Annotated in this window: 13 protein-coding genes and 1 tRNA gene; 6 read left to right on the top strand and 8 right to left on the bottom strand. The window is 48.7% G+C overall.

The window, feature by feature from the left end; translation table 11 throughout:
* Positions 1-2 precede the first annotated feature (2 nt).
* The gene (locus GU926_RS04845; RefSeq protein WP_160689551.1) at positions 3-890 is read left to right on the top strand and encodes an anti-sigma factor; all 888 of its coding nucleotides are present in this window, start codon (positions 3-5) and stop codon (positions 888-890) included.
* A gap of 659 nt (positions 891-1,549) precedes the next feature.
* Positions 1,550-3,388 (top strand): multicopper oxidase domain-containing protein, encoded by a 1,839-nt coding sequence (locus tag GU926_RS04840; RefSeq protein WP_232058433.1) that lies wholly within the window; start codon positions 1,550-1,552, stop codon positions 3,386-3,388.
* A 163-nt stretch (positions 3,389-3,551) separates the two neighbouring features.
* Here GU926_RS04840 and GU926_RS18360 read toward each other — a convergent pair whose 3' ends face one another.
* Entirely contained in the window at positions 3,552-3,974 is a 423-nt protein-coding gene (locus GU926_RS18360) for an MFS transporter (protein WP_262886163.1), read from the bottom strand.
* Positions 3,975-4,499: 525 nt separating this feature from the next.
* On the opposite strand from GU926_RS18360, the gene GU926_RS04830 reads away from it, so the two are divergent.
* The gene (locus GU926_RS04830; RefSeq protein ID WP_160689549.1) at positions 4,500-4,979 is read left to right on the top strand and encodes an anti-sigma factor; all 480 of its coding nucleotides are present in this window, start codon (positions 4,500-4,502) and stop codon (positions 4,977-4,979) included.
* Between the two features lie 94 nt (positions 4,980-5,073).
* Here GU926_RS04830 and GU926_RS04825 read toward each other — a convergent pair whose 3' ends face one another.
* The gene (locus GU926_RS04825) at positions 5,074-5,724 is read right to left on the bottom strand and encodes a DUF3885 domain-containing protein (RefSeq protein WP_160689547.1); all 651 of its coding nucleotides are present in this window, start codon (positions 5,722-5,724) and stop codon (positions 5,074-5,076) included.
* A gap of 197 nt (positions 5,725-5,921) precedes the next feature.
* Between GU926_RS04825 and GU926_RS04820 the strand changes: the two genes are divergently transcribed.
* Positions 5,922-6,611, top strand: a complete 690-nt coding sequence (locus tag GU926_RS04820) for a DUF2461 domain-containing protein (protein WP_160689545.1) — start codon at positions 5,922-5,924, stop codon at positions 6,609-6,611.
* 617 nt (positions 6,612-7,228) lie between these two features.
* Here the strand turns inward: GU926_RS04820 and GU926_RS04815 are convergent.
* The 3 genes from GU926_RS04815 to GU926_RS04805 are packed head-to-tail and all read right to left on the bottom strand — an operon-like array spanning position 7,229 to position 10,302.
* A complete protein-coding gene (locus GU926_RS04815) occupies positions 7,229-8,515 on the bottom strand; it encodes a metal-dependent hydrolase family protein (RefSeq protein WP_160689543.1) in 1,287 nt (428 codons plus the stop codon).
* A gap of 13 nt (positions 8,516-8,528) precedes the next feature.
* A complete protein-coding gene (locus GU926_RS04810) occupies positions 8,529-9,461 on the bottom strand; it encodes a PhzF family phenazine biosynthesis protein (RefSeq protein WP_160689541.1) in 933 nt (310 codons plus the stop codon).
* Positions 9,462-9,501: 40 nt separating this feature from the next.
* The gene (locus GU926_RS04805; protein WP_160689539.1) at positions 9,502-10,302 is read right to left on the bottom strand and encodes a DUF1206 domain-containing protein; all 801 of its coding nucleotides are present in this window, start codon (positions 10,300-10,302) and stop codon (positions 9,502-9,504) included.
* 1,443 nt (positions 10,303-11,745) lie between these two features.
* On the opposite strand from GU926_RS04805, the gene GU926_RS04800 reads away from it, so the two are divergent.
* Both GU926_RS04800 and GU926_RS04795 read left to right on the top strand, forming a co-directional pair.
* Positions 11,746-11,827, top strand: a tRNA-Leu gene (locus GU926_RS04800).
* An 85-nt stretch (positions 11,828-11,912) separates the two neighbouring features.
* Complete coding sequence (locus tag GU926_RS04795) at positions 11,913-12,347, top strand: hypothetical protein (protein ID WP_160689537.1); 435 nt, start codon at positions 11,913-11,915, stop codon at positions 12,345-12,347.
* Positions 12,348-12,450: 103 nt separating this feature from the next.
* Here the strand turns inward: GU926_RS04795 and GU926_RS04790 are convergent, their stop codons facing one another.
* Genes GU926_RS04790 through GU926_RS04780 form a run of 3 tightly spaced genes read right to left on the bottom strand, consistent with a single transcriptional unit; the run spans position 12,451 to position 15,052 of the window.
* A complete protein-coding gene (locus GU926_RS04790) occupies positions 12,451-14,013 on the bottom strand; it encodes an NFACT RNA binding domain-containing protein (protein ID WP_160689535.1) in 1,563 nt (520 codons plus the stop codon).
* Positions 14,014-14,015: 2 nt separating this feature from the next.
* The gene (locus tag GU926_RS04785) at positions 14,016-14,777 is read right to left on the bottom strand and encodes an MBL fold metallo-hydrolase (RefSeq protein ID WP_160689533.1); all 762 of its coding nucleotides are present in this window, start codon (positions 14,775-14,777) and stop codon (positions 14,016-14,018) included.
* A complete protein-coding gene (locus tag GU926_RS04780; RefSeq protein WP_160689531.1) occupies positions 14,774-15,052 on the bottom strand; it encodes a hypothetical protein in 279 nt (92 codons plus the stop codon). Before GU926_RS04780 ends, GU926_RS04785 begins: the two co-directional genes overlap by 4 nt.
* Positions 15,053-15,077 lie beyond the last annotated feature (25 nt).

The raw sequence follows: 15,077 nt of genomic DNA, 5'->3' as shown, positions 1-15,077 counted from the left end.
CGTTGAATACACAGGAGTATATAGAGTCCGGGATTCTGGAAGTGTACGCAGCCGGGGGGCTGAACGACGCGGAACGCTTAGACGTGGACCGTAGGGCGGCGCAGGACCCAGAGGTGAAAGCGGCGCTGGAAAACGCGCATCTGGCCATGGAAGCCTATGCCCTGTACCATGCCCAGACGCCGCCTGCGTACCTGCAAGACAGAATTCTTCAGCAGATTCATAAATTAGGACATGATGTTTCCATGTCTGGTTCTGTCCCACACCAAGAAATTAATCTGTTGCATGAGCCTTCCCAGCAGTCCAGCACCAATGAACCAGAGGCAAAGGTGATCTCTATGGAGGAGGCCTTCTTCAACGCCCGCAAGAAGTCTACCGCTGACCGTATGCGCGTGGCGGCCATATTGCTGCTTTTGATAAGTGCCGCTACCAATTTCTACCTGTACTTTCAATGGAAGGATTCTGAAAAGGAGTTAACTATTGCCCAGCAGTCTGTGAAGCAGTACGCCTATGAGACCAGCCAGTTAGAATACCGCACAGACCGCACTGAGAATTTTCTAGCCGTGTTACGCGATCCTGAAACCAAGCCTGTCTCTTTAAAAGGAACTCCGCAACACGCTAAGGCTGCAGCCAGAGTTTTCTGGAACCAAGCAACCAAAGAAGTTTTCCTAGACCCGGCCTCTTTACCCCAAGCCCCCAGTGACAAACAGTATCAACTATGGGCGCTGGTAGATGGCAAACCCGTAGATGCTGGCGTAGTGGCTTCTTCCTCAGATGCGTTGCTTAGAATGAAAACCATTGAAAAAGCCCAGGCCTTTGCCGTCACCCTTGAGCCCAAAGGGGGCAGTGTCAATCCAACCATGGAAGCCATGTATGTGATGGGTGCTATCTAAAAGACAAAGCGTTTTTAAACTGTTTTCTGGAAATAAGGCGAAAAACGATGGCTGCAGGTCACACGTCTTGCAATAGCAACCTATCTCCACTTCCTCCATTGATTTAGCCCTTTCATAGGGATCAACCAGTATTTCCTTATCCTTCCTCTAAGCAATGCTCACCCGTTTGTTGGGTTGAATATGGGTTTTTTGTTTAGAGAGAAGGAATGCCTGAGTTGCATGGGTGTAGGCTTAAATATGCTTGTAATCCGCTCTGCCATTGATAGTTATTAAATGCATGTTTGTTGTATTTAAGTTAGAAATACTAGCAAAAGACAGCTTTCTAGGAGAGAAATCGTAAATACAAGTAGTTAAACAGAATTCCTCCCAAAGTGCAAGAGAATGGCTTCTCTTGTCGTTGTACCCTTCTTTTACCCTTGAGGAGTGGTTTGTTACCTGTCCGCTCTCTTCCTCAAAATTAACTTTGGTGCGTTATGAAAATTTTCTACCAACCTGCTCTCCAGTGGGTGATGCCTGTTTTTTTTTGTTTTTCTCTGCAAAGCCTACCCCTTGAGGCTCAAATTCTTTTAAATTCAAAGGACGTACCCAAGTTTGTAAATCCCTTACCCATTCCATCGGTTATTAATGCGGGTCCCGGTTCTGGCAACCAAGTTATTACCATGACCGTGTCTCAATTTCAGCAAGACTTGGGGTTGGGATTGAAAGACGCCTTGGGGAAACCTATCTTGACTACTGTTTGGGGGTACAACGATCAATATCCTGGCCCCACCATTGTAGCTACCAAAGGCAAGCCGGTATCTGTTAAATGGTTGAACCGGCTGGTAGATGCCAACGGGAACGCCCTGCCACATTTGCTCCCAGTAGATCCTACTATTGATTTGGCAAAACCCACCTCTCCGGGAGTACCCATTGTCACTCACTTGCATGGCGGACACACAGAATCAGCGAGCGATGGCCTGCCAGAGGCCTGGTACACTCCCTATGGTCAAAGCAAAGGACCCATATTTAAGAAAGGAGAGCAGGTGCCGTATTACTATGACAACAGCCAGGAGGCCGCCACCTTGTGGTACCATGACCACACGTTGGGCATAACACGGCTTAACGTCTACGCGGGGCTAGCTGGTTTTTACCTATTAACCGATGGGATAGAAAAGGCACTTCAGCAAAGCAACTGGCTGCCTGCCCAACCTTATGACATTGGCCTGGCCATACAGGACAGGATGTTCACCGCAGACGGGCAGTTGTTTTATCCTTCTGAGTCTGAAGTGGAAGGCACGACAGGCCCCAGCATCTTGCCAGAGTTTTTTGGGGATATCATTCTGGTAAACGGCAAAGCCTGGCCTAAATTAAAAGTAGAACCTCGGCAGTACCGTTTCAGGTTATTGAACGGGTCAGATTCCAGGTTTTATAACTTAAAGCTTCCGGAAGGGGTTGCAATGTGGCAGATAGCCTCAGACCAGGGGCTGCTGGCCCAACCCATTCTGCAAAACGAACTGCTTCTGGGGCCCGGCGAGCGCAAGGAAGTTATCCTTGATTTTTCTAATGCCGCCTTACAGGGCAAGACGCTTATTCTAACTAACAATGCCCGTACGCCATACCCCTTCGGTGATGACGTAGATGCAGATGACAGCCCTTCGCAGATCATGGCCTTTTCTGTGACCCTTCCGCTCAATAAAGCCTATCCTTTAACCTTTTTGCCGGCTACCTTTAATAAACCTTTGGCAAAGATGCCACCCGCCACCAAAACCAGAAAACTCATTTTGTTTGAAGGCGAGGATGAGTACGGCAGGCTACTGCCTATGCTGGGGACCATGGAAGGAGGCGCCATGCGCTCACATGATCCTATCACGGAGAACCCGGGCATGAACAAAACCGAGATTTGGGAAATCTACAACCTGACACCAGACGCCCATCCAATTCACCTGCACTTGGTCTCTTTTAGAGTCTTGAGTAATCAGAAATTCAATGGCACGGTGAATGAGGAGACCGGCATGCTGTCAAACGTGCAGCTAGAAGGCCCGCTCATGGTGCCAGAACCAGGCCAGGCGGGCAGAAAGGACACTTACCCCGTAGCGCCCGGCCAGGTCACCCGACTGATAGCCACGTTTGACAAACAAGGCCTGTATACCTGGCACTGCCATATTCTCTCCCATGAAGACCATGACATGATGCGCCCTCTGTACGTAGGCCAGCTCCCAACCAAAATGTTGGCAAATCAACCAATTGGTTCTGATGAGAAAAATGACCTGTTTCAAGTGGTGCCAAATCCCTTTTCTGGGGCGGCTACCATTACCGTAAAATTGCCCGAGTCGTCACAGGTGGGCGTGAAACTTCTTGACCTGAACGGCCACCTTAGGCATGCAATAGAAGGTAAGGCCTATGGTAAAGGAGCGCACCAACTCTTCCTGAACGGGCACAACCTGCCCGCCGGCATCTATGTCTGTGAGGTAACCGTCAATCAGCAATCCTACAGGCAGCGCCTGGTCGTAGCCAGATAGCATGCCATCCAGAAGGGCTGCCTCCTTTGCGGGGCAGCTCTTTTCGTTTTTGGACTATTTTCTGGAAAACAGCCCCAAAACGCTCTTCATTGTCATTCGGTGATTGTTCTTGTAAAGAGAGAAGGGGAGTCGTATACCATCTGTAAGCTCATCACTTCTGGTTCTAAGCAGCCTCTACTTGAACGGTTTGCGGGCTGGGTACGGTAAAGAAATATATGACCACCAGCAGAGTGGCGAGGGATGTGGTGAGAAAGGCGGACGTGGCCCCATACCTATACCAGATAAAGCCGGTGAGTGAACTGGCCAGCATGGTGCAAATGCTTTGCAAGCCGGTGTAGGTGCCAATGGCGGTGGCGGTGTGTTTTTTATCTGTGATGTTAGAAATCCAGGCCTTGGAGATACCCTCGGTGGAGGCGGCGTAAAATCCATAAAGCAAGAACAGCCCTAAGAAAAGGTATAGGTTGGTGGCATATGCCATGCCCACATACACGGCCGCAAAAGCCGCAAACCCTGCTAAAAGGACTGGTTTCAACCCAATTTTATCTGCCAGAATCCCTAGCGGGAAGGACAGCAAGGCGTAGACCAGGTTGTAAAAAAACGTAAATACCTATGACCAGGGTATCATCCAGCCCGGCTTGTTTGGCTTTCAATAATAGGAAGACGTCAGAGTTGTTGAACAAGGTAAAGACCAGTAACCCAATGACCACTTTTCTGTAAGAGGCAGGACTGTCTTTCCAGTAATGAAGAAAAGAGAAAAACGGGGTGGAGGCTTTACGTGTCTGGTCGCTTTTGGCGCTGCTTTCCTTTAAAAAGAACGTAGCCAGAATAGCCAGCAGACCTGGAATGAAAGCGATGTAGAAAAGGGTCGTATAGTCTTCGGGGTAATAATACAGGTACAGCAGGGCAAATCCAGAACCTAAGCCCCAACCCGTCAGTGCAAGAATCTCCTGAAGAGTTTGCGCATCAGGAAACCGGTGCTTCCGGTTCTCATAACACCTCCTCTACAACAGGTACTTCTCAGGAGGCCAAAGTTTTTACATGACCTACGCAGGACATTGACCGCTCCAGCAAGCTGAACAGCAGCCTACGCGCGGCCGCCAAGATTTTACTTTTGCTGAGCGCCGCGGCCAACTTCTATTTCTTCTATCAATGGAAAGACGCCGAGCAGGAACTTGCCATAGCCCAGCAGTCTATGAAGCAGTACGCCTATGAGACTAGCCAGTTACAATACCGCACAGACCGCACTGAGAACTTCTTGTCTGTGGTGCGAGACCCGCAGACCCAGTCCATTGCCTTGAAAGGAGTGTCTCAGCATGCCACTGCCGCCGCCAAAGTCTTCTGGAACCAAGAAACCAAAGAGGTGTTCCAGGACCCGGCCTCTTTACCAGCCGCCCCAAGTGACAGACAGTACCAGCTCTGGGCCTTGGTAGATGGCAAACCCGTAGATGCTGGCGTAGTGGCTTCTTCATCAGATGCGTTGCTTAGAATGAAAACCATTGAAAAAGCCCAGGCCTTTGCCGTCACCCTTGAACCGAAAGGTGGCAGTGTGAACCCCACGCTGGAAGCCATGTATGTGATGGGCGGCATTTAAGCGAGATGCCGTTTTTGGGTTGTTTTCAGGAGTTCAGGACAAAAATGTAAAGGACGAGGACTTTTATCTCTAATTCTTTAAAGGTTCAGGGATCCTACTTCTTAAATGTGTTTTCAATCTGCTCACGGTTGCATTCAAGAATCCAATCATTGAACTCGGTGTAAACGGGTAGTAAGGTTTCTTTCTCTTTTGCTACAATATCTAAGCCTCGGTCGTCATACATATGGTAAATGAGTTTCTTGTCTACATTCAGAAAGAAAATCTGTTTATTGGTAAGGAATCCCCTGCTGTCTAGTCTTGGTTGCCTTGGCGGAAAATCCATCACGCTAATGGCCTCAATTATATTCTTGTAATTTACTCTGTTAATTGTGAGTTTGACTACTGCCACGTTCCAGATTTCAGTGTTGTCTGCGGAGTCATAAAGTCTATTTACTTTTGAGTACGCCACGTCCTCTTCCTTAAGCCCACTAATTTGATTGAAGCAGTAATTTGAGAACCTAATCTTGCCGCGTTTGCCAGTGCGCTCTTGAAGGACTAAATAAATGGTATCAGTTTGTTGAAAGGTAGCTTCAAACAAAGCTGTTGCCCTTCTAACCACCTCCTGAAAGTATTGGTCTGTGTCGGTTTCTCCCACTTGGAGATCAAATCTTAATCCCTTACCCCAATTAAAAAATAACGGGGCTTTGATTCTCAGACCTTGGAAATTTTGTTCTAGGAACTGTCTATAAGCTTGCTTAATCGTCAATGTGTTTGATTTATTGATTGAATAAAATGCAGTTGGGTGTTCAGGTAAAATTTATTTTAAAGGTAATTTACTTTTCCTTTCGGAAATAAAATGACTCGTTCAATAGGTCAGAGATTATCTTTGAATAGTTCCTAGCAAAGAACTTACTACCCACTATTCTTGTTTCCTGAAAGGTCATAAAGACCTCCATCCACTACATGAAAAAATACTTAGATACCTCCACGTTAGACTTCGTCAGAGACCTCAGAAACAACAACAACCGCGAGTGGTTTGCCGCGAACAAATCTCGGTACGAGGCTGCCAAAAATGACTTCATCGCTTTCCTGGAAACCCTGCTGCCGGCGGTGGCTGCCTTTGAGCCGGCCGTGGCCAACCAGCAGCCCAAGGACCTTATTTTTAGGATTTACCGCGATGTGCGCTTCTCCAACGACAAGCGTCCGTATAAGGACCATATTTGTGCGTACATGGCAGACGGCGGAAGAAAGACCATCAACCCGGGTTTCTACCTGCACATCAGCCCCAACAACGAGTCCTTTCTGGCAGGCGGTGTCTGGATGCCGCCCGCACCTGAGTTGAAAGCAATCAGACAGGAGATTGACTACAACTGGCAGGAGTTGCAGGACTTGGTAGCGGCTCCGTCGTTCCAAAAATATTTCAAAGGCCTAGGCGGTGACAAACTGAAAACTACGCCCAAGGGCTATGACAGCGAGAACCCCGCCATTGAGTTGCTGAGACACAAGAGCTGGAACGCCAGCCATACCTTCCCAGATGCCGTGGTAACCAGTGCCCAGTTTTTTGAGGAATGTCTGGCGGTGATGCAGGCCGTAAAACCCATTAATGACTTCTTCCTTCGTCCAATGCTGGAGCTGAAGGGAGAGACAGTGTAAAGCCGTTTTTGGCCAGATTTCCGGAAAACAGCCAAAAAACGATTCGCTAACCAGAAGCCTTCCTTTGAACAGGGGAGGCTTCTTGCTTTTACTACTTGAGAGTGCGGGAAGAAGCAAGTGGGTGGAGATTGAGAATCTTACTTTTTAAAGTTGCGGTCTTTAAGTGACTGAAGCGGGCTAGGGCCTAAACACCTGCGTTTGTCTGCGGGTAGGGTAGAGCGATGCGTGTGAGGCAAGGCAGTGAATGGTTTCTACAGGGCAGTCAGATTCTGCCGTAGGAATAGGGCTCGGACAGTCTGCACACAATCCGCATCCCCCACATTCTTAGACAGCTTATCCTTGGGCACAGCGAATCCTTGTCCTTGGTATACCAATTCAGCCCTGCGTGCGGACACAAGCGAACACTTGCACCTTGGTGAGTTAACAGTTGAGAGGAGAAGAGTTGCAATTCATTCCCAATAGTTCGCCATTTTTAATAAGATATGTCACAGGGTGAAAAAAATATGTTAAATAACAATCTGTAGCTGAAGATAAAAAACAACCGCCTGTCGTTTTTGGGCTCTTTTCCAAGAAGTAGCCCAAAAACGACAGGCGGTTGTAAAATGGGAGAAAGCGGGTTAGGGTTGCTTGTAAAGGACGCCGCCCTTCATGACCAACTTAACTTTTCTAAGGGTGGTCATGTCTTGTAAAGGATTGCCTTCCACTGACACCAGATCAGCTAACAAGCCGTCTTGCACCCGTCCCAGTTTTTGGTCCAGATGGAACAACTTGGCATTGCCGGCGGTGGCGGCTCTCAGTACGTCCAATGGTGCCACTCCGTAGTCTACCAATAATTCTAGTTCGCGGGCATTCTCACCATGCGGAAACACGCCTACGTCACCACCCACGCACAGCGGCACTTTGGCGGCCAGGGCGGCTTTGAGGCTGGCTCTCTTCTGCGCGATGCGGGCTGGCTCTGGGTCCTGGCCTTTGCGCCAACCGCTGTACTGCAAAATGGCATCGCCGGCGGCCACGGTAGGGCAGAGGGCAACGCCTTTCTTCGCCATTAATTTAAAGACTTCTGGAGTGCCGTTGTCCCCGTGTTCAATGGTTTCTACGCCTGCTTCGGCGGCGCGGCGCATGCCTTCTGGAGTGCTGGCATGGGCCACTACCGGCCGGCCGCTGCTTTTGGCTACTTCCACCATCAGTTTAAGTTCGTCCACAGTAAACGTAGGCATGGCTTCTCCGTTTGGTCCCCAGCGGTAGTCGGCGTAGACTTTGATGATGTCGGCGCCCTTGCCTATCTGGTCGCGTACCACGCGTATGAGGTTGTCCACGCCGTCGGCGGATTCTGCACCTTGGGGCACTTCAAACGCGGGGTCAAATCCTTTGGGGCCGTAGCTGCCGGTGGCAATGATGGCTTTGCCCGCCACCAGCATTCTGGGGCCCGGAATGATGTTCTGGTCTATGGCTTGCTTCAGGCCCACGTCTGCATACTCGGCGCCTTCAGAGCCCAGGTCCCGCACGGTGGTAAAACCGGCCAGGAGCGTGTTGCGGGCGTGCACTGTGGCCCGGGCCACACGCAGGGCGTCTGCCTCTTTCAAAACCTGGTCGTTCCAGGAGGTTTCATTGTAGGGGTGCAGCAGCAAATGAGAGTGGCCTTCAATGAGTCCGGGCATTAGGGTCTGACCGGGCAAGGAAATGGTCCGGGCATTGGCCGGAAGGGAGACTTTATTGCTCGGCCCCGCCGAAAGGATGCGGTCGCCTTTTACTACCACCACCCAGCCTTGGTGCAGGTCCTGGCCGTCAAATACTCGGTCTGGGCGCAACACAAAGATGGAATCCGTTTTTGGCGTATTTTGGCCAAAAGAAGCGAAAAACGAGGTGCTCCCTACAATCAGGATGGCCAGAAGTGCTTTCCTCATGGTGTTTATGCTCTTAGTGTACATACCATTCGCCTTTGGAGATGAGCTGTACTTGTCCGCCCACCCTGATGTCAAATTGATGGTTGGGGTGTTGCTGCCCTTGTAGCCTGATGGTGGCATGCCGGTTGATTTCACAGCCTTGCTCCACCAAAATGTCTACCGCTCCAGGACCCAGGTATTCATGTTGGAGCAGATAGCCTAAAAGACAGCCATTGGCGCTTCCTGTGGCCGCATCCTCTATTACCTTGCCATTCTCATAGGCTAACATGCGCGCGTTGATTTGGCGGTCTTTCTGGTAGGTTTCGGGGCAGAACAGGTAAAGCGCCACCGATAGTCCGTCTTCGCGCTGAGTTTTAAATAAATGGTGCTTCTGTAGAAAGGCGAGCAGCACTTCTTCCTTGATGTGTATCTGCCGCATGTCTTCTAATCGTTGCAACGGAATGAGGAGGAACGGAAGGCCCGTGGACACCACCTGCACCGGGAACTCCGGGTGCAGTGCCTCACCGGGAAGTCCCAACACCAGCGGTAGGTCATCTGCCGGAAGCGGCTCCTCCAACACCGGATTGATTTGTTGCATCATCAAAAAGTCAGGTTGGCCCTGCTGGTCATAAGAAAAAGAGACGGGTATGGTACCTACGGGCAAATGCAGTTTCACCTCAGGGACTGATGTCTTCTCCAACACTTGCTGGAGGACGAAGGCGGTGCCCAGCGTAGGATGCCCCGCAAATGGCACCTCATATTCTACCGTGAAATACCGCGCCGGGTAGCCGGCAGGAGTAGCAGTATCCTGAAGCACAAAAGCAGATTCAGCGAAGCCAATCTCCTGGGCTATCTGCTGCATCTGCTCTGTGCGTAGGTTGCCAGCCTGTAAAAAGACGGCTAGTTGGTTGCCTCTGTAAGGTTGGTCTGCAAAGACGTCAACTATGTAGAAGGGTAAGGTTTGCATGGCCTGAAGGTACACTTTTCTGGCGTTCTACCTTACCCCTTTAATTGAAGGAAATCTCGCTGTATCTGGCCCGTACGAACATGAAGATACCGTAGCCCACCAACCCGATGGCCACGGCGGCCAGCAGGAAGTCTCCCATGGGATTGTCTCTTAAAAAGCCGAACACTCCCTCGGTGTCCTGGGCCTGTGACGGATTACGGTTCCAAGCGGCCTTCGCAAACAGGTACCCCAAAATCCCGAAGACCACTCCTCTGGCGGCATACCCAATTTTGCCGGCTCTTTCCAAAATCCTGAACTGGTCCTGCGGCATGCCATGCACGTCTTTCATAAAGGAACCGGTAATGACACGCTTTAATTGTAGCAGTCCATTACCTATGGTAATTAACCCGATGATTATAGCTAAGTACTTGCCAAATGGCTTGTCTAATAGTTCAGCTAAAAAGGTTTTTTGCGAAGAGCCATTGCTGGACCCTCCGCCTGTATTTGTAGCAATTTTAAATGCCACAAAAGCAAAGGATCCGTAAATAAGTCCGCTAAAGGCATACGCTAATCTTTTGCCTATTCCTTTAAAATCCGTGCCTTTGTTCTCAGTGTCGGCAATGGCTTGTGTGAAACGCCATAAAGAATACCCGATTAAGCCGGCGGCAATTAAGCCTAATAAAAAGCTGCCGCCTGGTAATTCTTTTACTTCCATGAACGCATCTGTCTTAGAGGCTTTTTCTCCTCCAATTCCCAGGGCGTACATCGCCGTTAATATCCCAATTAAGCAATAGACAATCCCTTTGGCTACATAGCCTACGCGGGCGTACTTGATGATCCAATCTTTCTTCTGCTGTTGCATGTTAAGGTTTTGGTTTTAAAAGCATGGAGAGACTGCCCATGAAGGAAGAGGGTACATACCCGAATGAAGCAGGGCCTCTGTTGCGTAGGACGTAATCTAACGGCTCTAGGTTTTGGAAGCATGGCCTATCTACCCAGACAGACTTGTACAAGGTGTGTCCTAAGAATGAAATGTAATCCGTCTTAAGAGAAGTTAGTTGACCTTACTTTATGCTTGGCCTGAAGGAATTGATGGCCAATAAAATGTAATTGAGGAAAATAGGGCTCAAGCTTATTAAAATCTATTTCCCTTTGACAAAACCGTTAGCATTTTGATGATATAATGGAGTAGACAGGCTGTGATGGCCTGTTTAACCCAATATTATAGGATAAACTGTTGCTTTATATGAATAGGTATAAATGATTGGTTGATAACATTGTTAAAGGCAGCAGACTAAAGATATGATTTAAGTGAAGGTCTGAAAGAGGCGTTTTGGAGGAAAGCTTAGCGTTTCGGGTGCAGGGACGGTGCTTCTTGGTCCTGAAACGCTTGAAACCTCTAAAAAGAGTAGGCAAAATTTCAAGCGTATTTTTTACTAAACGGAATTATGAAAGGATGGTTATGCTTCCATAATATCAGATAGAATCGCAAATAAAAATTAAGGTATGGTGCCTTTAAAAAAAAGCAACGTTGAATTCCTTGGGTGCTGCCAATAGCTGATTATGAAAACTGTTCTTATCCCAGTTTCAAAGGAAGATCGTATCCTGGAATGTGTGCTGCTAAAAGAATCTTGAAAAGGAAGTTTACTGCCACCAAATTAATGCCGCTTCTACTTTAGCCACAAGGTTGGCCGCCCTTCGGAATCAAATGCAGTGATGTGCTATAGAATTCGTAGCCGTATGAATATGCCTTATGGTATGCAGGAAATGATGGTTCGTAATGTTTTGGAATCAATGGATAATGATTAATGGAAGGATAGATGATTTATGAAAAAAATAGGAATGTGCTTTGAATAAATAATTAGCGTTCTTGATTTGGAAGAGTATCCATGTTATTAGGTATGTGTAGAGAATTAAATTTTAAACACAGATTTATTACTGATTTTATTCGGTACTGTTGAGTGAGAATTTAATTTTTAATATTGTATTTATAGAGTGTTGATAAAATGATTGACTAGTTGCTACCCATATTGAGAAAATATGGAATAATAGTTGGTTTTACTTTCGTAAAAGATTAATTAAAGATTTAATTATTGGGAACTTTTAGATGGACAATATCCTGTTTGAAGAATGATATAAGATTCTAATTACTTGCTTATTTAATATAATAGACGTGATTTAGGTTCAGATGTGAAACTTGCGGTGCTGGAAAGAATTTTGGGGAGGGCTTGCAGGTATTCAAAGGAACTAATACATTTGTGACCGAATTGTAGGTGAGTCCTCAGAAATACCTGCAGTTTCAATTGCGCACGTGGTGAAATTGGTAGACACGCCATCTTGAGGGGGTGGTGCCTTCGGGTGTGGGAGTTCGAATCTCCCCGCGCGCACAGAATGAAAATGAAGCCCTGTAACATAGATGTTATGGGGCTTTTTCTTTTTATACTTGTGCTTACTATTCCCCCTTACTCTTTCATGTTCCCAGCATTTCAATTTGAGACAGTGTACCAGGACGAGTTTGTTCTGGCGCAACTGGATTCCAATCTTTCCTTTATTTACGTGGAGTGGTCCCAGCACCCAGATTCGCAGCAATTCAAAACCACCTTTCAGAAGGTAGCTGAGATGACCGTCCAGTCTGAGTGCAAATACTGGTTGAGTGATCCCAGAGCCATTCACTACCTGGAGTTCGGAAACCAGAACTGGCTGTTGAATGACATGATGCCGCTGTTGAGACAGTCCAAACTCCACAGGTTTGCCCGCCTTGTCACCAAAGAGAGCTTGGAATTAATGGACATTGTACAGGTGTATGATAAATTGACGGTTGGGTCTGAAGCACTAGGCATCAAGACGCGTTTTGAGCTGTTCCTGGACAAAGAAGATGCCTTGGAGTGGCTTTTCGCAGATGTGTAAGTTTAGACAATCCTAGGGCTGTAAAGCATATTAGAATTGAACGCCCCGTTTTTGGCCTGTTTTCTAAGAATCAGGCCAAAAACGGGGCGTTATGTTTTAGTAGCTAGGGGCGAGTTCTAAAAGGATTATCAGGCTTAACCAACACCACTTTCTCTCTTTCTACCATGACAGAGCCGGCCGTGGCGCTTTTGGGTTTGCGCACATATTTCTTGGGCGTGTATAAGACGGGGCAGAGCGTGTCGCTTTTGCGTTTGGAATAGAATGCTGCCAACTGGGCCGCGGTCTCTATGACGCGCATGGGAATGGCCTTGCCGGGTACCTGCTTGATGACTACGTGAGAGCCGGGCACGTCTTTGGCATGCAGCCATAGGTCATCCTTGTGGGTATGCTTAAGAGTAAGCGCGTCATTGGCCTTGGCGTTCTTGCCTACCCAGATCTTAAATCCGTCCAACTCAAACGCATGATAGGGCAGATCTGGGGAATAAGCGGCCTGTGTGACGGTGTATTTCTTGACGTACTGGCGTAGGAGCGGGGCGGTCTCAATCTGTTCCAATTCCTGTAGTTGCTGGCTCAGCCGTTCTACTTCTTCTTCTTTGCGCTGGGCGCGTTCCTGCAATAACCGCCATTCTATCTGCTGGTTTTTGGCCTTCTTATAAAGCTTTTCGGCGGTCTTCTGGGGTGTTTCGGTGCGGGACAGTTTAATAAGCCGGGGCTGATCCTGGTAAAAGTCAAACAACTCCATCTCCGTGGCACCTGCCGGTATGTTGCTCAGGTTGGCCATGATCACATCGGCGGTTTGCGCGTATGGCGTGCCGTGATGCCATTGTTCCAACTGTTCCTGTATCTGGTACCAGATTTTGTTGGCCACCTCCAGCTGCCGTTCCAAGGCTCGGTGCGTGGTGCGGTAGGTGCTCTGGAAATATTCCTGCGCCCTGAACTGGGGTACAAAGGCATTCAATGCCTGAAGCGGGTCTTGGTACGTTTCCTGTACTATGCCAACGGGGAGCAAAGATAAGCGCAATATTTTCTGAACTGTGGTCAGGTAGTAGCCTTCGGGGTTTTCCAATTGGGCCAGCATGGCTTCTACCAACTTCACCTGTTCTTCCACGGGCCTTTCAGTCCATCCCTGCTCCTCCAGATAAAGAAACGGGACTTCTCCCAGTGTGGGCAGCATCTTCTTGAGCGAGCCTGGCTGGTTCATGAACTGTGCCCGGTCAAACCGCCAAGGCTGGTCCATGGACCGGTAATCTAAGGTTAAATCTTTGGCTAGCTTGCGGTGAAAAAGGTCAGTGGCGTGGTCATCTTCAAACAGTACTACGTTAGACCGGTTCCCGAAGAGCTTGAACAGCAGAACTTTATCATGCGTGAATCTTATGTAGAAGCTCCGTTCCTGTTGGTGGGCAACTACTTCAAGCACCTGCTGGCCAATCAATGGGTGGAACAGGTCTACTGAGTTCTGTCGGGCTCTGTTGAAACTGCCAGGAACCTGCAAGCTGGAGAAAGTGGGCGTCTGGATGGCTTTTAAGAAGAAGGAGGCTCCTTTCTGGTCAAACTCCAACATCAACTCATCCTTTTCCTGGCTAAAGGCTGCCACGCAAGTAGCCCCATGCAGTCGTGTATGCAGCTGCCCGGCCAATTGCCTGATAAAATAGAAATTCTGGTGCACGCTTACAGGGTAAAGGAAAGACCGTCATAGGCCAGCCGCACGTGCGGGGGCAGCTCTTGCTCCACCTCGCGGTGCAGGCCCAGCAAATGGCTGATGTGGGTAAGGTAGGCCTGCTCTGGGGCTAGCTCTTCTATCAGAGAAAGGGCTTCAGGCAGGGAGAAGTGCGAGATATGCGGTTCTTTGCGAAGGGCGTTCAAGACCAATATCTTGGATCCCCTTATCTTATCCTTCTCTTCCTCAGAAATGAAATTAGCGTCTGTGATATAGGTGAAATCCCCAATCCTAAACCCAAAGACGGGCAGTTTATGGTGCATGACTGCGATGGGCGTCACCTGCTGGCCTACCACCATGAACGGCTCGTTCTGGATGGGATTGAGTTCTACCCTGGGCACGCCGGGATAGGTGGTATTGGTGAAGATGTAGCTGAATTCTTGCTGCAGCTGCCGTAGCACGCGCGGGTCTGCGTACACCGGCATGTCTATGTGTTGCATGAAGTTGAATGCCCGTATGTCATCCATGCCGGCGGTGTGGTCTTTGTGCTCGTGCGTGAAGAGCAGGGCGTCTACCCGTTTAATGCGCTCTCGCAGCATCTGCTGCCTAAAATCGGGGCCAGAGTCAATGATCAGGCTCTTTCCTTCTACCTCCACATGCACAGACACTCTCAGGCGCTTGTCTCTATAGTCTAAGGAGCGGCAAACCTCACATTCGCACCCAATGACGGGTACTCCCTGTGAGGTGCCGGTTCCTAGTAAGGTGATTTTCACGCAGACGCCAAGGTTTGATTTTTAATGGCCAGGTACAGTTCCCGGCTTTCGGGCCGAAGGGCCTCTGCATCCATTTCAATTGCCCGCAGGATCTCTACCAGGCAGTTGATTTTGCCTTCCAACGGGAAGTATTTGTTCACTACCGCCACCTTTGTGTCTTTCAAGATGCAAAATCCAGACTTAAAGGTGCCTTTTTCATAGCGCAGCATGTACTCAGACTCCGCAAAAATATCCTCTAACCGGGTTAAAAAGGGCCGGGTGTATTTTAGCTGCATAAATGTAGAAAGCTCTAAGGGGGTA

It is taken from the genome of Nibribacter ruber (genome assembly GCF_009913235.1).
GTDB lineage: Bacteria > Bacteroidota > Bacteroidia > Cytophagales > Hymenobacteraceae > Nibribacter > Nibribacter ruber.
The sequence above is the reverse complement of the archived record's forward strand: the minus strand, read 5'-3'. Positions and strand labels throughout refer to the sequence as shown.

Excerpts from the sequence above, each read along its gene's own strand:
- GU926_RS04840 (WP_232058433.1), top strand. The coding sequence starts at position 1,550 with ATGACCGTGTCTCAATTTCAGCAAGACTTGGGGTTGGGATTGAAAGAC.
- GU926_RS04820 (WP_160689545.1), top strand. The coding sequence starts at position 5,922 with ATGAAAAAATACTTAGATACCTCCACGTTAGACTTCGTCAGAGACCTC.
- GU926_RS04815 (WP_160689543.1), bottom strand. The coding sequence starts at position 8,515 with ATGAGGAAAGCACTTCTGGCCATCCTGATTGTAGGGAGCACCTCGTTT.
- GU926_RS04810 (WP_160689541.1), bottom strand. The coding sequence starts at position 9,461 with ATGCAAACCTTACCCTTCTACATAGTTGACGTCTTTGCAGACCAACCT.
- GU926_RS04805 (WP_160689539.1), bottom strand. The coding sequence starts at position 10,302 with ATGCAACAGCAGAAGAAAGATTGGATCATCAAGTACGCCCGCGTAGGC.
- GU926_RS04795 (WP_160689537.1), top strand. The coding sequence starts at position 11,913 with ATGTTCCCAGCATTTCAATTTGAGACAGTGTACCAGGACGAGTTTGTT.
- GU926_RS04780 (WP_160689531.1), bottom strand. The coding sequence starts at position 15,052 with ATGCAGCTAAAATACACCCGGCCCTTTTTAACCCGGTTAGAGGATATT.